The organism is Anaeromassilibacillus sp. An250, assembly GCF_002159845.1.
Classification (GTDB): domain Bacteria; phylum Bacillota; class Clostridia; order Oscillospirales; family Acutalibacteraceae; genus Anaeromassilibacillus; species Anaeromassilibacillus stercoravium.
This window is the reverse complement of the sequence record NZ_NFJK01000001.1, coordinates 292,491-313,961: the sequence shown is the minus strand read 5'-3', so window position 1 is coordinate 313,961 and position 21,471 is coordinate 292,491. Positions and strand designations below refer to the sequence as shown.

Sequence of the window (21,471 nt, the reverse complement as noted above, 5' to 3'; positions counted from 1 at the left end):
AACATGGTAACGAAGAATTTGGCGGAGGAGCTGTACTCCAATTCCTATCCGGGGCGCGGCATTGTGCTGGGCCGCAGCGCGGATGGCAAACATGCAGTGATCGCGTATTTCATTATGGGCCGCAGCGAAAACAGCCGCAACCGTGTCTTTGTGGAAGATGGAGCAGGGATTAAGACAAAGGCCTTTGATGAAAGCAAAATGGTGGACCCGTCCCTCATCATCTATTCGCCCGTCCGCGTTTTGGAAAAGACGACTGTGGTGACGAACGGCGACCAGACGGACACCATCTATGACTTTTTGCAGCAGGGGAAGAGCTTTGAGGACGCGCTGCGCACGCGGACATTTGAGCCGGACGGCCCGAACTTCACCCCGCGCATTTCGGGCGTGGTGGAGCTGGAGACGAATTGCTATAAGCTCTCCATTTTGAAGAGCGCGGATGGGGATGAATCCTCGACCCGCCGCTATTTCTTTGACTACGATGCGCCGCGCGCTGGCGAGGGCCATTTCATCCATACCTATGAGGGGGATGGAAACCCGCTGCCATCTTTTGAGGGCGAGCCGACCCAGGTCAAGCTGGAAGGGGACATCGACGCCTTTACCGCGATGGTATGGAATGCTTTGAATGCAGATAATAAAGTATCCCTGTTTACCCGTTACATCGATTTAGCAACAGGGGAGACAGAAACCCGGATCGTGAACAAGAATCAGGAATAGGAGGAGTATAAAATGGCAAACGAACTCTTGTTGAAATATGGGTGCAACCCGAATCAGAAGCCGTCCCGCATTTTTATGAAGGACGGCGGCGAATTGCCGATCGAGGTCCTCAACGGCAAACCCGGCTATATCAATTTCCTGGATGCGTTCAATAGCTGGCAGTTGGTCAAGGAGCTGAAAGAGGCCACCGGCCTTCCGGCAGCGGCTTCCTTTAAGCATGTCAGCCCGGCGGGAGCGGCGGTTGGCCTGCCGCTGAGCGATGTGGAAAAGAAGATCTATTTTGTGGACGACCTGGAACTGTCCCCGATTGCGAGCGCTTATGCACGCGCACGCGGTGCAGACCGCATGTCCTCCTATGGCGACTGGGCGGCGCTGTCCGACGTCTGCGACAAAGAAACCGCGACGCTGTTGGCCCGCGAGGTATCCGACGGCATCATCGCCCCCGGTTATACCGACGAAGCGCTGGAAATCCTCAAGACGAAGCGTAAGGGCAACTACAATGTGGTGAAGATCGACCCGGACTATAAGCCTGCCCCGGTGGAGTGCAAGGATGTATACGGTGTCACGTTTGAGCAGGGCCGCAATGAGGTCAAAATCGACGAAGCCATGCTCTCCAATGTGGTGACGGACAACAAGAATATCCCTGAAGATGCAAAGCGCGACCTGCTGATTTCCCTGATTGCGCTGAAATACACGCAGTCCAACTCCGTCTGCTACGCAAAGGGCGGCCAGGTGATCGGCGTGGGCGCTGGCCAGCAGTCCCGTATTCATTGCACCCGTTTGGCGGGCAATAAGGCGGATATCTGGTTCCTGCGCCAGCATCCGAAGGTGCTCGGCCTGAAATTTAAGGAGGGCATCCGCCGTCCGGACCGCGACAACACCATCGACGTCTATATCTCCGACGAATACATGGACGTGCTGGCGGACGGCACTTGGGAGAACCTCTTTGCGGAAAAGCCCGAGCCGCTGACCCGGGAGGAAAAGCGCGCATGGCTGGATACGCTGACCGGCGTTTCCTTGGGGTCCGATGCGTTCTTCCCGTTCGGGGACAACATCGAACGCGCCCACAAGACGGGTGTGCAGTATATTGCAGAGCCGGGTGGCTCGATCCGCGACGACAATGTCATCGAGACCTGCAATAAGTACGGCATTGCAATGGCCTTCACCGGCTTGCGTTTGTTCCACCATTGATGCATCGGAGGATTCGATATGAAGATTTTGGTGATAGGCGGAGGCGGGCGTGAGCACGCGATTATCCGCAAATTAAAGGAAAGCCCGAAGGTGGACAAAATCTATTGTGCGCCCGGCAATGGCGGCATTTCCAAGGACGCCGAATGTGTGGGCATCTCCGCGATGGATTTGGATGGAGCGGTCGCCTTTGCAAAGGACAACCAGATCGATTTGGTCTTTGTCGCACCGGATGATCCACTTGCAGCGGGCATGGTGGACCGCTTTGAGGCGGCGGGCATCCCGGCCTTTGGCCCGAATGCCGCAGCAGCTCAGATCGAGAGCAGCAAGGTCTTTTCGAAAAATTTGATGAAGAAATACCACATTCCCACTGCACGGTATGAGGTGTTCAGCGATCCCAAGGAGGCGGTCGCTTACATTGAGAAGAACAACCAGTTTCCGATCGTCGTCAAGGCGGACGGCCTTGCCCTGGGCAAGGGGGTACTGATTGCGGCGAACCTGGAAGAGGCGAAGGACGCTGTCAAAAAGATCATGGAGGACAAGGCGTTCGGCGCATCTGGCAACCAGGTGGTTGTCGAAGAATTCCTCACCGGCCCGGAGGTCTCTGTGTTGGCGTTTACAGACGGCAAATGTGTGAAGCCAATGGTATCCAGCAAGGACCACAAGCGTGCCTTAGACAACGACCAGGGCCTGAACACAGGCGGTATGGGAACGATCAGCCCGAACCCCCACTACACGGAGGAGATGGCACAGACGTGCATGGAGACCATCTTCCTGCCGACCATCCGTGCGATGCAGGCGGAAGGCCGTCCCTTCAAGGGATGCCTGTATTTCGGCCTGATGCTGACGCCGGACGGCCCGAAGGTGATCGAATACAATTCCCGCTTTGGCGACCCGGAGGCCCAGGTGGTGCTTCCGCGAATGAAGACCGATCTGGTGGATGTGATGCAGGCGGTCATCGAAGAGCGCTTGGAAGAGCAGCCCATCGAGTGGTACGATGGGGCGGCAGCCTGCGTGGTGATGGCTTCGGGCGGATACCCGGGCTCGTACCCGAAGGGGTTGGAGATCACCGGTTTGGATGAGAATGGACAGGTCGATGGCGCGGTGGTCTATCATGCGGGCACCAAGCTGGAAAATGGCAAATTTTACACAAACGGCGGCCGTGTGTTGGGCATCACAGCAAGGGGAGCAACCTTGGATGAAGCGCTCCAGAAAGCTTATGCTGCGGTAGAGAAAATTCATTTTGATGGCGCACATTATCGCCATGATATTGGAAAAATTGTAAAATAAAGAACCAAGCGCCGCCTGTGCAGATTTTTATCTGTACAGGCGGCGCTTTTGTGGATAAGAGTACAGAACTTATGAAAATAAAGCACTCCCAACGGGCCGTTTGTGTAACCGCCTGTTAGGAGTGCTTCGATTTATTAAGAATGTAGGAGGAAAAAAGCAAGATAGAAAATTCCTACCCCTCGGCCAGATCGGGTCAACCACAGGCCAACGACTGGGCGGAGGGGGAATGTGCCAGCGCTTTTTCTGGGGATGCCTGCACAAATTGGACGATTTGCTTGGTGATAGCGGCATGGCCTTTCTCGTTAGGATGGATGCCATCCGCACAGAAGCAGGATTGATAGTGGCACATCTCTAAAAAGTCCGAGGTGATGTCGATCAGCGGGACGTTTTCTTCGTTTGCAACGCGATATACCGCCATATTGTACATTTCGTGCCAACGGTAAATATGCGCTTCATCGCCCAAAAAACGCAGGATGGCGTCAGAATCCAACCCCTGTGTAATCCACTGGAAATACCGCTCCGCATCAATTGGGGGCAGGGAAAGCAACACAGGTACGCCGCCATTTTCACGGATTAGCCGGATCATCTCGCGATAAGTGCCAATGAAAGAGTGCAATGGCGTTTTGCTCCGTTGGGGAGCAGTTGGCGCTTTGGATACCTCAGCCCAATCAAAATCACAGTCGTTTCCGCCAAATTCTAAGACGATATAGTCATAGTCCGGAATCTTGTCCAGATGCTTCTTTACAAGTTCCAATCCCTTTGTGACCGTACATCCGAATTTTGCATAGTTGGTCACAGAAAGCGAGAAGATATTAGCCAATTGATCGGCAAAACCATTTTTAAGAAGGCTATATTTCTGTTTGACGTGATCGAAGACAACACCTTTTGCCACCGAATCACCAAATACACAGATCTTATTAGGCATAAAAGCACCTCTAAACATCATCTAGTTTTTAATACTATATATCATAATCTAGATAATGTCAAGTGATTGAAAATAAACTTATTTATATTATTTGCAATTCTAGAGATGCTTTTATTTTTTACTCCTCGATCAATGGATATACATGCTGGCCATTATTTTGTAAGGGTGGCCATTTTTCCAACCAGAGAAGAATTCCGGGTAGCGGATACGTTGTTCAAGAATAGGACATCTTGCACACCGTTTGTTTTGACAAAGTCCTGGATGTTGCCGTTCCAATAGCGGTAATCAATCACATGGACCGTTTGGTAGTTGGCTGCTAGGAAGGGGATAAAGGCATTTCCAAACGATTCTTTAATCACCAGGCAGGAGGAACCGTCTGTCAGGTCGGAATTCTGGATGATGGTATAAGGATTGTCCCCGCCGATGAAGGTGCTGTATTTGGTGGAGGTTGCCCAGTCGGTCACATCCGAGATCAACGGCCAATTGTATGTGTTGCCGTTTCGGTCGGTATACTGCATCTTGATATTCCCCGGGGGGACGTAGGCCATCACGGTATCCGGATTCTGTGCCAAGGCGGGATTCTTATTGGTATCGGAATAGAACGCTCCCAGGAACCCGCTAAACTCCTTTTTCTCGCATTGAGAAAGCTCCAACGGTGTGGTTCCCTTTACATCTGCAAACGACCGATAGGCGTAATATGCCCCCAGCGCGGTCCAGTGATGGTCTGTGCGGAAATAGATATATTCATCCGAATGGGCCTTTAGCGTATCGTAGATCTGTACCGACTTGATGGAAGGGGTAAGGGAACCGCTGATATACGCAATGGCGTCCTTTTGTGAAGAGGTATTGAGGCCCTGCCGGAAACTATCCGGCAGCATGATGTCCATGCTGGTGGGGATGACCATGTCGTAAACTTGTGCTGTGCCCTCAAGGGTTTGCGCGGTATGGTTGAGCATCCCGATATATTGATCGGCTACATCTTTGGAAAAGTTGTAGTATTCATAACCGCTGTCCCCAACGATCAGCACGGCTCCAAGGCTCTGCGTGACCTCCCCGGTGACATCTTTTTCTGGGGCCGGCGCTTCCGAAGAAACATCCGGTGCGGAAGAGGGTTCCTCTGGTGCAGAAGTGCTCTCGGCCGTTTCCGGTGCGGAAGAGGATTCCGGGGAGGAAGACGGCCGCGAAGGCGCGGAGGGAATGGCATCGCCCTCTTCCACATCCCCGCTCACCTGTACCGGATGAAGCCCGTATAGCTGTCTTAGATAGCTGTTGCCGGTGATGAATGTATCGCGAAAAGGGAAAGTATCGGAGAACCAAAGGTCGATTTGATCGAAGTAGCTGCCGTCGAAGAGCGCCTGGAGGCTAAAAGAGGGGAATTTGGTCAGTTCCCGCTTTTCGAACTCCGAATAGGTTGGGCGCAAGGGGATGATCCATGAGATCACGGTCAATAGGCCCAAGGATAGGAAAAAAAGCAAAATTTTCCTAGAGTGGAAGGAAAGATTCTTTTTCATGAATATACCTCCCCTTAAAACTGGAAATACAGGAATGGATTATAGCTGTTGCCCACTAAGGCGGCCGTGGAGAGCAAAAGCAGAAGCGGAGGGACAAACATTTGCAGTGCATTATACGCATAAGCTGTCCGTAGGCCGCCGGAAGAGAACCTCTCCCCCAAAGCCTTGAGCAAGGGGGTGGTGGCGATCACCGCCGCAATCAGGAAGAATACATAGTTCAAGAAAACGGTGTTGAATTCAAAATTGGTCAGCGGGTTCCCATTTGCGCCAAACATGCCGCCCAATACGGCGTTCAGTAACACCGGTTGCCGGAAACGGAAGATCGCCCAGCCAAAGAACACGACAATCAAGAGGTAAAGATGCGAAAATATGACGGGGATACGTTCCAATATCCTCCCAAGGAAGAGACGTTCTGCTGCGATAAATACGAAGAAATAAAGCCCCCAGAGTACAAAATTCCAGCTGGCGCCATGCCACAATCCCGTCAGGAACCAGACAAAAAAGAGGTTGGCAATGGTGCGGGGAACACCGTGGCGGTTGCCGCCCAGCGGGATGTAGACATAATCGCGGAAGAAGGAGCCAAGGGAGATATGCCAACGGCGCCAGAATTCGGAGACTGAACGGGAGAGATATGGATAATCGAAGTTTTCCTTATAATGGAATCCAATCATCAGTCCCATGCCGATGGCCATGTCGGAGTAGGCGGAAAAATCGAGATAAATCTGAAGCATGAAGGCAAAGACCCCCAGCCAGAGGGAGAGCACAGGGCGCGCTTGTATAGTGGCCAGATTTTGCGCAAGAGAAGCAGCATTTGAGGCAACTGCATCGGAGAGGATCAGGGTATCGGCTAAGGCGCCGCAGCTATTGGCAAGGAGCGCTTTTTTTGCCAATCCGGTGCAAAACCGGCTGATTCCGCGGCTGATCTCCGCTTTTGTCGCCCTTCGAGAGAGGATTTCCTGGTTGACATCCTGGTAGCGGACAATTGGCCCAGCAATACATTGATGGAACAAACTGACATACATCAATAGCAGCCAAAATTTCTTTTGCGCTTTCACTTCTCCGCGGTACACGTCGACCACATAGGAAATCAATTGGAATGTGTAGAATGATATGCCGATCGGCAACGCAATTTGAGGGATGACGGAGGGAAACCCTGTCAATTGATGGAGTGTTTCCGCAAGGAAGCCTGTATATTTAAAGGCCCCGAGAAGCCCTAAGCTGACCACCAGGGAGCCGATCAAAGCGCCTCTGGCTAAAGCAGGACTTCTTCGATCCCTACCTATTTGGATTAAGCGGGCGAAGAACCAATCGGCGAAGGCCATCCCAATTAAGAGGAATACATAGACGGGTTCCCCCCATGCATAGAAGAATAGGGAAAACAGGAGCATAATGATGTTCCGCGTGCGGATGGTTTTTGCCAAGGAGTAGAATAGCAAATTGAGGGGAAGAAAAACAAATAAAAAAAACAGATTGGAGAAGACCATAAATCACAACTCTTTCATGTAAATTGGGGGATATAGTATAGATGGATTTGGAAGGGAAAAAGACGAGTTTTTCCCGTAAAATTTTTATAAGCCCTGCCTCTTCTTAACCTTTTCTTATTGTACCATGTTTGCATCGGAAGAACAGCAGCAAGAACTCTATTTTCAAAAATCAGACGATAAAATCTTTTCAGCATCCTATTTATGAAATTGTGGACTTTTTCGTATGTGCATTTAAGAGGGAATTTTAGGCAGCAAAAATGCGGCGGGTCCGCTCATTTTCCCCGCCGCATGGAACGATGGACTATTTCAAAGATACGCCAGCTTTGCGCAACGCATTTTGTAAAGCATCCGCATCCATTTGATATTGATGAACCGCCATCCCCAAATTGCTTGCTGCTTCGATGTTTTCGAGACGGTCGTCAATGAAGAAACATTCCTCTGGGATTAGATGATAGCGCTCACAAAGAAGTTGAAAAATGGCTGGGTCAGGTTTCACCAACTTTTCGTCGGCGGAGACGATACAGCCGTCCAACAGCGGGAAGATTGGGATACAGGAACAGTATTGATAAAAGCTGGAGGCGGCATTCGAGAGGATATATAGGCGGTATCCGTTTTCCTTCATTTGTTTGCCGAGCGCGTTGGTCTCTGGGATGATGGTCAGTTGATCGAACCAGTGGCAAAAAAGCTCTTCTGTACGGGCACGCAGGGAGGCTGGCAGCCGTTCGCAGATCTGGCGGAGAGCAGCCTGCGGTTCGATGGTCCCTTGATCCAATAGTGGCCATTCAGGGCCGCCAAAGAGTTCCGTACAAACTTGAGCAGCTTCAGAAGGGTCCGGAAAAAAACGCCGGGTATATTTCATCGGTTGGTAGTCAATCAACACATTTCCCATATCAAAAACAATATTTCGAATCATTTCACTTTCCTCCTTAGCAATTTATTTTCCCATCCAGTCTATTATAACATATCAAAGGCCAAAGAACCTTATCCAAAACAGGACTCCTGAACGATCGACCATGGTTCCATGCCCTCCCATCGGACGAGGAAGGGGAACAGCAAGCCATTGACCAAAACCATTCCCGGTGAAGTTATTATAGCATGAACCGCTTAAAAAACGAAGAATGATCTGATTTACAGGGCGCTTTCCAAAAAAATGGCAATGTTACGGATGGTCCGTTCATCGATAAAATGCTCGATACGCTCCACTTGTTCCAGTTCGTTGTCCGAATGATTGATATAGCAAAGGAACTGGTTTAGCAGGTTGTGCCGGTATAGGAGATAGTCTCCCAGAGCGATTCCCTCCGGCGTTGGACGGATATATCCGTACCGCTCCGCCTGGACAAGGCCGGACTCTTTCAAATGATCCACCATTTTGGATGCAGATGACGGCTTGACATTGAGATGTTTGGCCAAAAGATGGACGCGCGTATATCCTTCTTCCCGGCTTAGCCGGCAAATCATCTCCAAATAATCTTCCATAGCGGCCGTCAGCTTATTTTGTTCGGCCAATTCGTATCCCTTTTGCGTATGGAATTTGGACGGCACATCCATGCCCACACCTCCCCCTGGAACATATCCTTCCATAGCGCATATATTAGCAGCAGGAAAGAAAGTTTCCACATCCTAATACTTATTTTGAGGTGAATACACTTATGATTCAGATAGATTCCCTGGCCAATTTACAGGTGGGGGAGCGTGCGCGTGTAGCATCGCTGCTGTCCAGAGGAAGTATGCGCAGAAGGTTACAGGACATTGGCCTAATTGAAGGGACTGAGGTCGAGTGCGTTCAAAAAAGCCCTGCAGGAGACCCTGTGGCTTATCGGATTCGCGGCGCGTTGATCGCGCTGCGGTCGGAGGATTCTTCCAATATTTTGGTAGCGAGCAATGGATGAGCTTGCTGCCTGCTTGCCGGGAGGCGGGGAGAGGCTTCCCGCCTCCCGTTGTATATCCAAATGACAAATGGGGTGATGAAATTGGGGCTGACCAGCAGGTCCACAGGAATCAAAGCGGTGGATATGGGATTGGTGATAAAAAGGCAGAGCGGGGAGGACCGTGTGATCGCCTTGGCTGGGAATCCGAATGTAGGGAAAAGTACCGTATTCAATGAATTGACGGGAATGAACCAACATACAGGAAACTGGCCTGGCAAGACGGTGACCAACGCGCAAGGGACATGTACATACCGGGGGCGTCCTTTTATCCTGGTGGACATTCCCGGGTGCTATTCCCTAATGGCGCATTCTGCGGAGGAAGAGGTGGCAAGGGACTTCTTGTGCTTTGGGCATCCGGACGCCGTAGTGGTTGTGTGCGACGCCACCTGCCTAGAGCGCAATATGAATTTAGTCTTGCAGGCATTGGAGATTACCAACCGGGTGGTCGTCTGCGTGAATTTGATGGATGAAGCAGAACGCAAGGGAATCCGCCTCGATCTGGAACGGATGTCGGAACGCTTAGGGGTTCCCGTTGTTCCAGCGGCCGCACGGTCCCACAAAGGGCTGGACGATTTGATGGACGCCGTATGCCGTCAACTGGATGGCAAAGACGCACCATCTTCCATCCAAGTTTCGTATATCCGCCCCATCGAAGATGCCATAGCCATGTTGCAGCCCTCTGTGGCAACGATCTACGGGGAGTCCTTGAACGCGCGTTGGCTCTCTCTGCGTCTATTGGATCATGACGATTCCCTACTTCGTTCCCTCAATGATGCGCTAGGGTTTGATTTGTTGGAAAAAGAAGAGATTGTGCGAAAATTACAAGAGGCAAAACAGTGTTTACACAGCCGGGGCATCTCCCAGGAGGACCTCCGTGACCAGATTGTATCCAGCATTGTCCGCACAGCGGAAAAAGTCTGCACCGGCGTAGTCGTTCATGAAAAAACAAAGCGCGAGCTGCGCGACCAAAAAATCGACCGCATTTTGACAAGCAAATGGACGGGGTTCCCGGTCATGCTCCTTCTGTTGGGCGTGATCTTCTGGCTGACGATCACAGGTGCCAATTATCCATCGGAACTCCTTTCTGAAGGTTTGTTTTGGTTGCAAGACCGTCTGATGGATGGGTTCATAGCCATAGGCGTGCCGGCCTGGTTGCGGAGCATGCTGGTGGAAGGGGTTTACCGGGTATTGGCTTGGGTGGTATCCGTGATGCTTCCGCCGATGGCTATTTTTTTCCCTTTGTTCACTTTATTGGAGGACCTGGGCTACCTTCCCCGTGTGGCATTTAATTTGGATAAGTACTTCAAAAAGGCGCATGCCTGCGGAAAACAGGCATTAACGATGTGTATGGGATTCGGATGTAACGCAGCAGGCATTGTCGGCTGCCGGATCATTGATTCTCCCAGAGAACGGTTGATCGCGATGATCACCAATTCCTTTGTACCGTGCAACGGTCGATTTGCGCCACCACACAAAGGGGAAACAAATCCTTTCAGAGGTAGGACGCAGCGCATCTAGGACATGCCAAACACATTGGGGACGTAGGTTTAGGAAATTAATAGGCAATGAGAACAAAGGAAAAGGCGTATGGGAAACATCACTTGCTTGCGTTATTTCCTTCATGTGCCTTTAGAGAAGCGAGAATTTGATCGATAATGGCAATCTTTTGACGGGAAGAAAGGCGGGATTGGTTCAACTTCCGCTCGATTATCTCAAAGTAGAACCCATTAACCTTGTTGATTAGACAGCGGATGGCCTCTCCACTGAGAGGGGCTCCTATGATTCTCTGTACATGGTTTTTTCGCATGAAACTCCTTCCTTTCTGTAGCGTGGGTTAGTATGTATGCGTGCAGGCCCTTGGCGCCATTATGCAGTCCCATTTGGTTTGGGGTGAAGCCTATGTTCGGAAATGTACACTGGCCAAAGAATTTTCTCGAATATGGTGGAATATTCGGGAAAATTCTTTACAAAGGCGAGATTGTCGTGTATAATTTTTAATATATTAGCATGGGGGAGAAGGCGGCTTTCTGTTTTGCTTTCTCCCAGATGACGGTTAAAGCTTTTTGCCGGATGGAAAAATCGAAAGGATGCTCTTTATGGAGAAGACGAATTTTTGCAAATGGCAGATCAAAACCGTCCCATGCATCACTATTCAAGGGAGTAAAACTGTATGAAAAAAGGCAAGAAAATCACCATATTGGGAACAGGAAACGTGGGAGCTACTATCGCCTATACGTTGGCTATTGACGGCATGGCTTCTGAGATTTTGCTGATCGATATCAACGACAAAAAGGCCAAGGGCGAAGCTATGGATATCTTCCAGGGAACGCCTTTCTGCGCACCGGTAAATATTCATGCGGGCGACTATGAAGAAGCAGTAGATTCCGATGTGGTTATTGTCACCGTTGGTTTGGCGCGGAAGCCCGGCCAAACCCGTATTGATCTGGCGCAAGCGAATGTGAACATCATCAAGTCTGTTATGCCGCAGATTACCCGCTATGCTCCGGATGCGATTTATGTAGTGGTTAGCAACCCGGTGGACATTATCACGTATGCTATCCTGAAAAACACCAACCTGTCTGAAAACCAGGTGTTTGGTTCCGGAACCATGTTGGATTCGGCACGTCTCCGTTCCCGCCTTGCAGAGCATGTGGGCCTTAATTCCAAGAATATTCATGCTTATGTGTTTGGCGAGCACGGTGATACTTCTATGATCCCGTGGTCCCTGACCACAATCGCAGGCATGGAAATGAGCAAATATTGTACATATATTTGTGATCAGAACAACCGCTGCGGGAAAACCGAACTGAAGGAAATTGAAGAGGATGTCCGCACAGCAGGCGCTCAGGTCATTGCTTTGAAGGGCGCTACATTCTATGCAATTGCCCTTTCGGTTCGCCGCATTTGCGAGTGCATCCTGCGGGATACGGATTCGGTGATGACGGTTTCCGCTATGATTCACAACCAGTATGGCATTAACGATGTATGCCTGAGCCTTCCGTTTGTGGTGGGGGCGCAGGGAATTCGCCGTGCTGTCGTTCCTCCGCTGACCAAAGATGAGGAAGATCTGCTGCACAAGAGTGCTGATGCATTGAAGCAAGTTATTTCTCAATTGGAAATATAATGATTGGAAAGGATTGGAAAACAATGGATTACGCTGCTGAATCTCTCAAAAAGCATAAGGAATGGAAAGGTAAGATTGAGGTGATCTGCCGTGCTCCCCTGGAAACGCGTGACGATCTCTCCTTGGCTTATACCCCGGGCGTTGCCCAGCCTTGCCTGGAAATTCAGAAAGATGTTAACATGAGCTATGAGCTGACCCGCCGTTCGAACCTGGTAGCGGTGGTCACCGATGGTACTGCTGTTTTGGGCTTGGGCGACATTGGCCCGGAAGCCGGCATGCCGGTTATGGAAGGTAAATGCGCGCTGTTCAAGGCCTTTGGCGATGTGGATGCCATTCCGCTGTGCGTCCGCTCCAAGGAAGTTGACGATATTGTCAATACAGTCCGCCTGCTGGCTGGCAGTTTTGGCGGTATTAACCTGGAGGATATTTCTGCACCTCGCTGCTTTGAGATTGAGCGGAGACTTAAGGAATGCTGCGACATTCCGATTTTCCACGATGACCAGCATGGCACAGCTGTAGTCACACTGGCCGCTATGCTCAACGCTTTGAAGCTGACTGGCAAAAAGATTGATGAAATCCGCGTGGTTACCAGTGGAGCGGGTGCTGCGGGTATCGCAATTATCCGCCTGCTCATTGCAATGGGCCTGAAGGACGTTGTCCTCTGTGACCGTCACGGCGCTATCTATCAGGGCCGCGAGAATCTGAATCCTGAAAAAGAAGAGATGGCTGCCATTACCAACAAAGAGTGCCGCAAAGGGACTTTGGCGGAAGTCCTCAAAGGCGCCGATGTGTTTATCGGTGTATCCGCTCCTGGCTGCGTGACCCCGGAGATGGTCAAGTCTATGGCGCCCAACCCCATCCTGTTCCCGATGGCCAACCCGGTGCCCGAAATTATGCCCGATTTGGCAAAAGAGGCTGGCGCTGCTGTGGTGGGTACTGGACGCAGCGACTTCCCGAACCAGATCAACAACGTCTTGGCTTTCCCGGGCATTTTCCGTGGCGCTTTGGACGTACGTGCGAGCGACATTAACGATGAGATGAAGATTGCGGCAGCGAAAGCAATCGCGTCTTTTGTAACCGACGACAAGCTGTCCCCGGATTACATCATCCCCAGCGCGCTGGATCGGAATGTTGGCAAAGCAGTTGCAAAAGCAGTCGCAGAAGCGGCTCGTGCATCCGGCGTAGCCCGTATTTAATGGCATTAGAAAAAGATTGTTTTATCCATAAAAACGCGCTTACAGGTATTGAACCTGTAAGCGCGTTTTTTCTTAATTAGGCCCTTCGGTTTGCATTGGAACGTGCAGTTTCTATACGGGTTAAGGCCCCATGAATAGGCATCAAGCTGGAAAGGGGCGGATATAAATAGGGAAGGAGAAATTACAGGGATAGGGAGGGGATTGAGGGAGAAAGAGAGCTTAGAGGGACCGATATGCAAGTGCCTTTGTCCGATAAGCTTGTGGGGGTGAGTGTTTGCGTTTTTTCATCTATAGCCGCAAATCCGTCTATACAGGCAAAGGGGAAAGCGTCGAAAACCAAATTGAAATGTGCAAACAATATATTAGATCTAAATTTCCAGATGTGGTTGAAGATGCCATAACAATCTATGAGGATGAGGGCTTTTCCGCGAAAGATACCATTCGGCCGCAATTCCAACGCATGTTGCAGGATATTCGGGAAAGGAAACCCGATTATATCGTTTGTTACCGGCTCGACCGGATTAGCCGTAGTGTCAGCGATTTCTCTGCGCTTATAGAGGAACTAAACGATCGAAATATTTCCTTTATCTGCATCAAGGAGGAATTTGATACATCAAAGCCAATGGGGAAAGCAATGATGTATATTGCCTCTGTGTTTGCACAGTTGGAGCGTGAGACCATTGCAGAGCGTGTGCGGGATAATATGTGCATGTTGGCCCGCACAGGGCGCTGGTTGGGAGGGACGCCTCCAACAGGCTACCGCTCTGAAAAACAGCAGGAGATGCTTGTAGATGGGAAGATCAAGATCTCTTGTAGGTTGAAAGAATCTCCTGACGAGTTGCAGGTTGTGGGAACGATCTTTGAAAAGTATTTGGAGTTACATAGTCTAACCGGCGTGAGCAAATACTTGATCCGGCAAGGAATCCAATCCCGCAACGGGACGTGGTATTCCCTCCTCGGAATCAAAGAAATCTTGCACAATCCTGTCTATTGCATTGCGGATAAAGAGGCTTTCAGCTACTTTACCGCACAACATGCAAATGTCTGTTTTGAAGAAAAAGACTGTAAGGGCAGATATGGGTTGCTTGCCTATAACAAGCGTGATTACAAAAAGAAACATGCGCCACGCCAATCTATGGATCAATGGATCGTCGCGATAGGGCGGCATAGAGGGAAAATTCCAGGGAAAAAGTGGGTCGCGGTCCAGGGCATCCTACAGGACAGCATTCCAACTGGGAAAAAGCCCGCAAACATACATAATGAATCTTCTCTGCTGTCTGGGAGGATTATTTGCGGCAAGTGTGGCAGCCGGATGTTTGCCAAAAGGCGCTCCCACCCAGGGACGGCCGGCGGTGAATTCGATTATATATGCGGCAATAAGTTGCGCGGTGGCGTCTGCTTGTGCGATTGTCAAAACATCAGCGGCTCACAGGCAGATGCTATGGTATTTGCATATCTGGTGAATCTCGCGGAGGAAAGCCCAGGAATTTATAAGTTGCTGGAAGCTCTGAAAAGGGACTTACAAAAGCAAACACGGGAGGACCCTCCAGCTTGTATTGAAACAAAGCTCCACAGGTGTGACGATGCAATTAGCCATCTGGTACATACGCTTTCACAAGATGGTGTTGGCGCCGCATTCATACAGCATGTCAACAACCGGATAGAGGCTTTGGAGCAAGAACGGTCCAGCTTATTGCAGGAACGCGAGCAGCTACAAATGAAGCGCAACTCCATCACGGGCTTACATTTAGAGATCGAACGATTGGCAGGCAGCCTGTCCGACCTGAAAGGTCTGTTGCGTTCGCTGTCTGTGCAGGAAAAACGCAGCTTGATTCATTTGCTAGTGCAGAGGATTGTGTGGGACGGCAAAAACTTGCATGTGTTTTTAGACCTTGCATCCAATGGGACAGAATCCCTATAAAACACATTCCATACGTTGTTTAGCGAAAGTTTGCCGTTTGTCTGGTGGTGCATTTCCTACTATTATTGCAATCATCTCCATGTTCTTTATTGGCACAGCCGGAATAGGTGGTTCTGTGCTTTCCACCCTGCTCCTGATGGGTGTGATTGTATTGGGAATCGGGATGACCTTTTTGGTTTCACGCTTGCTATCTGCGACTATTCTGAAAGGCATCCCTTCCTCGTTTACATTGGAACTCCCGCCGTACCGCCGGCCGCAAATCGGGAAGGTGATTGTCCGCTCGATTTTCGACCGGACCTTGTTTGTCTTAGGCAGGGCGGCGGTAGTAGCAGCCCCCGCCGGGTTGCTGATCTGGTTACTGGCAAACATTCCATATGGCAATGCAAGTTTGTTGGCGTATTGTGCCGCCTTCCTAGATCCCTTTGCACAGCTTCTGGGACTGGATGGGGTGATCCTGTTCGCATTTATTCTTGGGTTCCCAGCTAATGAAATTGTTGTACCCATTATTATTATGACATACATGGCGACAGGGAGCCTCATAGATATCAGTGACCTCACGCAATTGCACGCGCTTTTGGTCGACAATGGATGGACGTGGTTAACCGCAGTGTGCACCATTTTGTTCTCGCTGATGCACTGGCCCTGTTCTACGACCTGTATGACTATTGGAAAGGAGACAAAAAGCCTAAAATGGACGGCCATTTCCTTTGCCGTCCCAGCAGGTATTGGGATGTTGATTTGTTTCTTAGTGGCGACAACTGCGCGCATGCTTGGCTTGGCATAATAGAAAAATTAAAAAAGAAAGCCTTTGCCCATTCCCCCAATAGAAGCAGGAAATGGCAAAGGCTTCCTTTTATAAATAGCCGTCACAGGAAAGACCGTCTGAAAGTGAAGATGCAGATCACATGGAGCCGGGCCAGAACCTCCCCAAAAGCATACTTCTGCCAAACCGGAATTATTTATGGTATTTCCCATGGTTTAAAATCTGGAAAGCGCGATAAATCTGTTCGCAGAGCATCACACGCGCCAACTGATGCGGGAAGGTCATGGGCGACATAGATAAGCGCAAATTGGCCGCACATTTTACAGAATCGCTCAACCCAAACGAACTTCCAATGACAAAACAGAGCTTACTGGCTCCGTTTACAGCCATGGAATCGATTTTAAGGGAGAGCGCTTCCGAAGAAAGGGCCTTCCCTTCAATACAAAGCGCGATAAGCGGGGCGTTTCCCACAGCGGCTAAAATTTTTTCCCCTTCGGTTTGAAGGGCTGCTGTGACCTGCGCAGGGGAGGGCGTCTCTGGAAGGCGGCTTTCTGGCAACTCGATAATGGAAAAACGGCAAAAAGCGGAAAGCCTTTTTGCATACTCTGCACAAGCCTCCCGCCAATAGGATTCTTTCAATTTTCCGATACAAAGCAGTTGAATATTGAGCATAGATCCCTCAAAAAAGAATGGTTTTCCCCGTGCTATTTTCACGTGGCGCTACATAGAGCGTATAATCCGTTCCTTCTTTCATCCCACAGAGGGAGAGGGAACAGACGGACGTCTGATAAGCAAGTTCCGGCGTATTATTTTCTGCGCTTAAATGTGCCAAAACAAAACGGGTTGTCCCGCGTTCAGCAAGGCTATACAACTCATCAGCGCAGGCAAGGTTGCTCAAATGTCCGGTTCGCGACAAAATCCGCCGTTTCAGAGGATAGGGATAAGGTCCATTTTGCAGCATGCCAATATCGTGGTTCGACTCAATGGCAACCAAATCGGCTCCACATAACGCTGCCCGCACGGTATCCGTCATATAGCCCAGATCCGTCGAGACGGCCGCGCTGCGTCCATCTGCGGTAAATACCCGGTATCCAACGCTTTCTGCGCTGTCGTGCGGCGTACGGAAGGGCTGGATCAACATACCGGCGCACATAACGCCGTCCGGAGAAATTTCCTCAACAGGGAAATCCCCCTCCAGACATCCCATCTGCAACAGGGCCGAAAGTGTTCCAGCAGAAGCGTATACAGGAATATGAAAACGGGATGCAAATACACGCAATCCTTTGATATGATCGGAATGCTCATGGGTGATAAAGATGGCCTGGACGGCCTTGGGTTCCAGCCCGCAGGTATCCAACATTTGTACCATCTGCTTTGCAGAACGTCCTGCATCGATCAAAATCCCCGCGTGAGAAGACCCTATGTAATACGAATTTCCGCTGCTTCCGCTAAAAAGCGGACAAAATCTCGCCAAGGGTTGCACCCCACCTTTTTCAACACAAAATGGACGGCCCGCGTTTGCGGACCGCCTTCCAGGTTCTGTTTAAATCGCCCGTGCGATCACCGGTTCTGCTATATGCACCCGATTGATATCCGCACCGAGATTGCGGAATTTTTCCTCAATATTTTCATAACCACGCTCGATGTGCTGGATATCCTCTACTTCAGAAGTCCCCTGGGCACACAATGCAGCAATGATCATGGCGGCGCCTGCGCGGAGATCGGTCGCTTTTACCGGTGCGGCGGAAAGATGGTCAACCCCTTCGATCACTGCCAAACGTCCATCAACGGAAATTTGCGCGCCCATCCGCTTGAGTTCTTCAATATAACGGAAGCGGTTATCCCAAACGCTTTCGTTGATGATGCTGGTCCCATTGGCAATTGAGAGCAAAACCGCGATTTGTGGCTGCATATCGGTAGGGAAGCCTGGGTGTGGCATGGTCTTAATATTGCATTTATTGAGCGGGCCTTCCCGTCGCACGCGGATAGAATCGTCATATTCGGTCACCTCGACGCCCATCTCTTCCAACTTCGCCGTGATGGATTCCAGATGCTTGGGGATGACGTTTTTAATTAAGACATCCCCACTCGTTGCAGCTGCGGCAACCATATACGTTCCCGCCTCGATTTGGTCGGGAATGATGGAATAGGTGGTCCCATTCAAATGCTCTACGCCATAGATTTTGATAACATCCGTACCTGCGCCTCGGATGTCCGCGCCCATCGAATTCAAAAAGTTGGCTAAATCAACAATATGTGGCTCTTTGGCGGCGTTTTCGATTACTGTCATGCCCTTCGCGCGCACCGCCGCCAAAATGATATTGACGGTCGCACCCACGGAGACCACGTCGAGATAAATGTGGCTGCCCTTCAGCTGTTCTGCACGGACGTCCACCATACCGCCGTCGAGTTTATAGGAAGCGCCCAAAGCAGCAAAACCCTTGAGGTGCTGGTCAATCGGGCGGACACCGAAATCGCACCCACCAGGCATGGTTACGACCGCGTGAGAAAAGCGTCCCAAAAGGGCACCAAGCAGATAATACGATCCACGGATGTGCTTGGCAAGCTCATAAGACGCTACGCAGGTGTGAATTTTACGGGGGTCGATTTCAAGGGTAGACTTATCAATTGTACGGACTTGTGCGCCCATATCATATAGAATGCGGGTGATCGAACTCACATCCGTGATGTTCGGGATATTTTCAATTCGGCATACTCCATCCGAAAGAATTGCAGCAGGAATAATTGCAATAGCGGCATTTTTTGCACCGCTGATCGTTACCTCTCCGGTAAGCCGATTGCCACCAGTAATAACAAATTTATCCAATGCGGCACGCTCCAATCTCATAGTCGACATACGTCTATTGACGGCATAGGAAGATGGATCCCATTTGCCGCCTTTCCCAGCGCTATATAAAAGAAAAGCATCACTAGCTTTTACAGAAATAGCAGAATTAATGCTGAGGAAGGCTGTTAATATTTATAAATTTTTAAAGTAAAATTCTTCTATTATCACAAAGCAAAAGGGGCAAGAACAGCACCTTTACTTCTAAAGATCATAATACACCTAGCGATAAAAGTCAAGGGAAGGCAGGGATTCTGGCAAAGTTTGTGATTGTAAATAAAAAATGGAGAAAGAGCGGATTTTCGTTGTATCAAAAAATTGAAGGCATCCAGAGGTTAACATAATTTATTTGGCTGAATTCATTTTGAGAGCCTTCCAGAGCTAAAAAAACGGCGTCCCTCCGACTTTTTTCGGAGGAACGCCATCTCTTTTTTTAATTTACATAATTGAATGGGTTCACACGCGATCCATTTTTGTAGACTTCAAAGTGGCAATGTGGACCTGTGGAATTCCCCGTACTTCCCACAAGAGCAATCGCCTGCCCTTTCGCGACCTTCTGCCCCGGAGAAACGAGTAACTTGCTGCAATGCCCATATAGGGTTTGCAAACCATTGCCATGGTTAATTTGAACCCGCAGTCCATAGCTCCCGGAGTATCCAGCCGCTGTGACTGTTCCGCCATCCGCGGCAACAATGGTTTTTCCATATGCGCTGCTGCCGGAAATATCGATCCCACTGTGGAAGCTGCCCCAGCGGTACTCAAACCCTGTGGTAATCGTATGCAGGGAGGGTACCGGCCACATCATGCTGCCTGTGCTGACGCCCGCTTCCGCAGTCTTGGGCCGTTTCTTTGTGCCAGTGACGACCACTTGATCCACCGGTTCTTCGAGCACCGTTGTGCTCAGGTTCTCACGTTTAACTTCAACGCCGTTGAGATAAGTGACTTGGTCCACACAGTGTTGCCGGCCGTTGACGCCTGCAGTGATGACCTTGGAATAATCCGTATATTGGCTGTCGTCCTTCTGTGTGATGGTTTTATAAGGAATGTCGACGTCATATTCCTGATTTTTCATAATATTAACGCTGAGCTTCGGGACAGCCATTTCAATATTCAGAAGGTCGCCTTCGTGAAGAACATCTATGTCGCTGAACTGATTGATGCTGGCCAGTTCCGTCAAGGTCAAATTGTGATCCTGCGCAATCGAGGTGGCGGTATCGCCCGCTTTTACAGTGTAAAGGACAGCGTCCTTTTCCGTACCGGTCAAAAGGCTCTCCATCTCTTCTGTGGTCATAATGCTGTTGGTGGGGAATAAGCCACTGACGGTTTCCACATTCTGCGCAAAGGCGGCCTCTGCGTCCGTATCGCCCTCTTTTGCGGCATTCAGAATGTTTTGCAGAATATACCGAAGGTCCGCGCTGCTTTTTACAGCCCCTATCAACTCGCCGTCAACATAAAGGCCACTTGCCTCTTCAATGATTCCATCAGATTGCTTAATAATCAGATCACAGACCGCGCTGGCTGCAGAATAGCGATTTTCGTCTACAACAGACAGCTTAAACGAAGGAGTGATCTCCACTTGGGTATCTTCACCCTCCACATCGTGAATCATGCGCTGGTTTACCATTTCGGTAGCCTGCTCAAAAATGTTTTCATCTTGGATGGTGGCGATTTCCTGGCCATCATAGGTCAGGACCAACCCGTAGTTCAGACTATTCCAATATTGAATGGTGAAAATCAGCAGTACCAGGGCGCCAAGCGGGGCAGCGATGTTTAAGATGCCGCAGACGAATTTTTTATGCCGGACAAAGCTTTTCCCGGTAACCTTGACGGATTCCTTTAAAGCTTGCCCAACGCTTTGCTGTTTGGCGTCGCGCAAGCGTTTTCCCGCAATTGTAAATCCTTCGCGAATCGAATGGAGTTCCTTGCGCAAACGGGCAAACTGCCGCCCTAAGGTTTTTGCATAGACTCGTTTTATCAAATTGGTCGCTGGGAGGAAAAAACGATGCGTCCGGCGGCGCAAGCGCTTCAAAATACGAACGGATTGTATGCCAACAATATAAAGAAAAGCGTAACACGAGGCCTCGAAAGACTGTATATGTTGTTTTGTCAACCCATGATTTTTCTCCACGCGCTGCTCTGCGGACCCTTTCCCAGTAAATCGATAGGGGAATCGCATAGCCATTTCCTTTCGTGTTCATAAATTAGTTACAAGTTTGTAATGTGATTGCGTTTATCATACACGAAAAGTTACAAATTTGCAACCCTTTTCTCGAATTATCCCAAAGGTGTCAAAAAACTTTCAAATTTTTGCAAAGAATGCTTGACAACTTGTTTTTTGATATGCTATACTAGCCAAGCAGTCAAAAACACCGCAAGGATAAACGCGAGAGTGGCGGAATTGGCAGACGCGCTAGATTCAGGTTCTAGTGAGCGCTTAGCTCATGGGGGTTCAAGTCCCCCCCCTCGCACCACAAAAAGGTCTGAATGCAATAAGCATTTAGACCTTTTTCTTTTGTAAAAGAGTTCAACACAGATTGTTTTGTTGCGGTCTTGGTATAGATGATCAAGAGGTTTACGAATGG

The 21,471-nt window shown here is 49.8% G+C and carries 16 protein-coding genes, 1 tRNA gene and 2 pseudogenes; 10 read left to right on the top strand and 9 right to left on the bottom strand.

The genetic code is table 11. The annotated features are described in order from the left end of the window. The first annotated feature begins 3 nt into the window (after positions 1–3). Genes B5F54_RS01525 through purD form a run of 3 tightly spaced genes read left to right on the top strand, consistent with a single transcriptional unit; the run spans position 4 to position 3,192 of the window. Positions 4–714 (top strand): IMP cyclohydrolase, encoded by a 711-nt coding sequence (locus B5F54_RS01525; RefSeq protein WP_087229473.1) that lies wholly within the window; start codon positions 4–6, stop codon positions 712–714. A gap of 12 nt (positions 715–726) precedes the next feature. Further along, complete coding sequence (locus B5F54_RS01520; RefSeq protein WP_087229470.1) at positions 727–1,905, top strand: phosphoribosylaminoimidazolecarboxamide formyltransferase; 1,179 nt, start codon at positions 727–729, stop codon at positions 1,903–1,905. A gap of 18 nt (positions 1,906–1,923) precedes the next feature. Then, a complete protein-coding gene (purD, locus tag B5F54_RS01515) occupies positions 1,924–3,192 on the top strand; it encodes a phosphoribosylamine--glycine ligase (RefSeq protein ID WP_087229467.1) in 1,269 nt (422 codons plus the stop codon). Positions 3,193–3,385: 193 nt separating this feature from the next. On the opposite strand, the gene B5F54_RS01510 is transcribed toward purD, so the two are convergent. The 5 genes from B5F54_RS01510 to B5F54_RS01490 form a co-directional block, all read right to left on the bottom strand. Then, positions 3,386–4,117 (bottom strand): SGNH/GDSL hydrolase family protein, encoded by a 732-nt coding sequence (locus tag B5F54_RS01510; RefSeq protein WP_172749495.1) that lies wholly within the window; start codon positions 4,115–4,117, stop codon positions 3,386–3,388. 152 nt (positions 4,118–4,269) lie between these two features. Then, positions 4,270–5,628, bottom strand: coding sequence for a DHHW family protein (locus tag B5F54_RS01505; RefSeq protein ID WP_087229461.1), 1,359 nt, complete (start codon positions 5,626–5,628; stop codon positions 4,270–4,272). A 14-nt stretch (positions 5,629–5,642) separates the two neighbouring features. Next, positions 5,643–7,112, bottom strand: coding sequence for an MBOAT family O-acyltransferase (locus B5F54_RS01500; protein ID WP_087229458.1), 1,470 nt, complete (start codon positions 7,110–7,112; stop codon positions 5,643–5,645). A 301-nt stretch (positions 7,113–7,413) separates the two neighbouring features. After that, complete coding sequence (locus tag B5F54_RS01495; RefSeq protein WP_087229455.1) at positions 7,414–8,025, bottom strand: HAD family hydrolase; 612 nt, start codon at positions 8,023–8,025, stop codon at positions 7,414–7,416. Positions 8,026–8,240: 215 nt separating this feature from the next. Further along, positions 8,241–8,660 (bottom strand): metal-dependent transcriptional regulator, encoded by a 420-nt coding sequence (locus B5F54_RS01490; RefSeq protein ID WP_087229452.1) that lies wholly within the window; start codon positions 8,658–8,660, stop codon positions 8,241–8,243. Between the two features lie 101 nt (positions 8,661–8,761). Between B5F54_RS01490 and B5F54_RS01485 the strand changes: the two genes are divergently transcribed. From B5F54_RS01485 to B5F54_RS01455, 6 genes and pseudogenes are all read left to right on the top strand, one after another. Continuing rightward, a complete protein-coding gene (locus B5F54_RS01485; RefSeq protein ID WP_087229449.1) occupies positions 8,762–9,001 on the top strand; it encodes a FeoA family protein in 240 nt (79 codons plus the stop codon). Positions 9,002–9,082: 81 nt separating this feature from the next. Continuing rightward, a pseudogene (feoB, locus tag B5F54_RS01480) lies at positions 9,083–10,501 on the top strand (ferrous iron transport protein B); the annotation flags it as partial. A gap of 709 nt (positions 10,502–11,210) precedes the next feature. Beyond that, complete coding sequence (locus B5F54_RS01470) at positions 11,211–12,164, top strand: L-lactate dehydrogenase (protein ID WP_087229444.1); 954 nt, start codon at positions 11,211–11,213, stop codon at positions 12,162–12,164. A gap of 23 nt (positions 12,165–12,187) precedes the next feature. Continuing rightward, on the top strand, positions 12,188–13,360 hold the full coding sequence (locus B5F54_RS01465; protein ID WP_087229603.1) for an NAD(P)-dependent malic enzyme: 1,173 nt from the start codon (positions 12,188–12,190) through the stop codon (positions 13,358–13,360). A gap of 274 nt (positions 13,361–13,634) precedes the next feature. Further along, positions 13,635–15,281 (top strand): recombinase family protein, encoded by a 1,647-nt coding sequence (locus tag B5F54_RS01460; RefSeq protein WP_087229441.1) that lies wholly within the window; start codon positions 13,635–13,637, stop codon positions 15,279–15,281. A gap of 46 nt (positions 15,282–15,327) precedes the next feature. Next, positions 15,328–16,065 (top strand): annotated as a pseudogene (locus B5F54_RS01455) (nucleoside recognition domain-containing protein); the annotation flags it as partial. 171 nt (positions 16,066–16,236) lie between these two features. On the opposite strand, the gene rlmH reads toward B5F54_RS01455, so the two are convergent. The 4 genes from rlmH to B5F54_RS01435 form a co-directional block, all read right to left on the bottom strand. After that, the gene (gene rlmH, locus B5F54_RS01450; RefSeq protein WP_087229436.1) at positions 16,237–16,716 is read right to left on the bottom strand and encodes a 23S rRNA (pseudouridine(1915)-N(3))-methyltransferase RlmH; all 480 of its coding nucleotides are present in this window, start codon (positions 16,714–16,716) and stop codon (positions 16,237–16,239) included. A gap of 7 nt (positions 16,717–16,723) precedes the next feature. Then, the gene (locus B5F54_RS01445; protein ID WP_237966383.1) at positions 16,724–17,527 is read right to left on the bottom strand and encodes an MBL fold metallo-hydrolase; all 804 of its coding nucleotides are present in this window, start codon (positions 17,525–17,527) and stop codon (positions 16,724–16,726) included. A 60-nt stretch (positions 17,528–17,587) separates the two neighbouring features. Then, complete coding sequence (locus tag B5F54_RS01440) at positions 17,588–18,871, bottom strand: UDP-N-acetylglucosamine 1-carboxyvinyltransferase (RefSeq protein ID WP_087229431.1); 1,284 nt, start codon at positions 18,869–18,871, stop codon at positions 17,588–17,590. Positions 18,872–19,322: 451 nt separating this feature from the next. Next, positions 19,323–20,819, bottom strand: coding sequence for a M23 family metallopeptidase (locus B5F54_RS01435; protein ID WP_242969607.1), 1,497 nt, complete (start codon positions 20,817–20,819; stop codon positions 19,323–19,325). 453 nt (positions 20,820–21,272) lie between these two features. Here B5F54_RS01435 and B5F54_RS01430 point away from each other — a divergent pair. Beyond that, positions 21,273–21,360, top strand: a tRNA-Leu gene (locus B5F54_RS01430). Positions 21,361–21,471: the final 111 nt, after the last annotated feature.

Bases quoted from the DNA above. Each gene is read 5' to 3' on its own strand.
- B5F54_RS01525 (WP_087229473.1), top strand. From the start codon at position 4: ATGGTAACGAAGAATTTGGCGGAGGAGCTGTACTCCAATTCCTATCCG.
- B5F54_RS01520 (WP_087229470.1), top strand. From the start codon at position 727: ATGGCAAACGAACTCTTGTTGAAATATGGGTGCAACCCGAATCAGAAG.
- purD (WP_087229467.1), top strand. From the start codon at position 1,924: ATGAAGATTTTGGTGATAGGCGGAGGCGGGCGTGAGCACGCGATTATC.
- B5F54_RS01510 (WP_172749495.1), bottom strand. From the start codon at position 4,117: ATGCCTAATAAGATCTGTGTATTTGGTGATTCGGTGGCAAAAGGTGTT.
- B5F54_RS01505 (WP_087229461.1), bottom strand. From the start codon at position 5,628: ATGAAAAAGAATCTTTCCTTCCACTCTAGGAAAATTTTGCTTTTTTTC.
- B5F54_RS01500 (WP_087229458.1), bottom strand. From the start codon at position 7,112: ATGGTCTTCTCCAATCTGTTTTTTTTATTTGTTTTTCTTCCCCTCAAT.
- B5F54_RS01495 (WP_087229455.1), bottom strand. From the start codon at position 8,025: ATGATTCGAAATATTGTTTTTGATATGGGAAATGTGTTGATTGACTAC.
- B5F54_RS01490 (WP_087229452.1), bottom strand. From the start codon at position 8,660: ATGGATGTGCCGTCCAAATTCCATACGCAAAAGGGATACGAATTGGCC.
- B5F54_RS01485 (WP_087229449.1), top strand. From the start codon at position 8,762: ATGATTCAGATAGATTCCCTGGCCAATTTACAGGTGGGGGAGCGTGCG.
- B5F54_RS01470 (WP_087229444.1), top strand. From the start codon at position 11,211: ATGAAAAAAGGCAAGAAAATCACCATATTGGGAACAGGAAACGTGGGA.
- B5F54_RS01465 (WP_087229603.1), top strand. From the start codon at position 12,188: ATGGATTACGCTGCTGAATCTCTCAAAAAGCATAAGGAATGGAAAGGT.
- rlmH (WP_087229436.1), bottom strand. From the start codon at position 16,716: ATGCTCAATATTCAACTGCTTTGTATCGGAAAATTGAAAGAATCCTAT.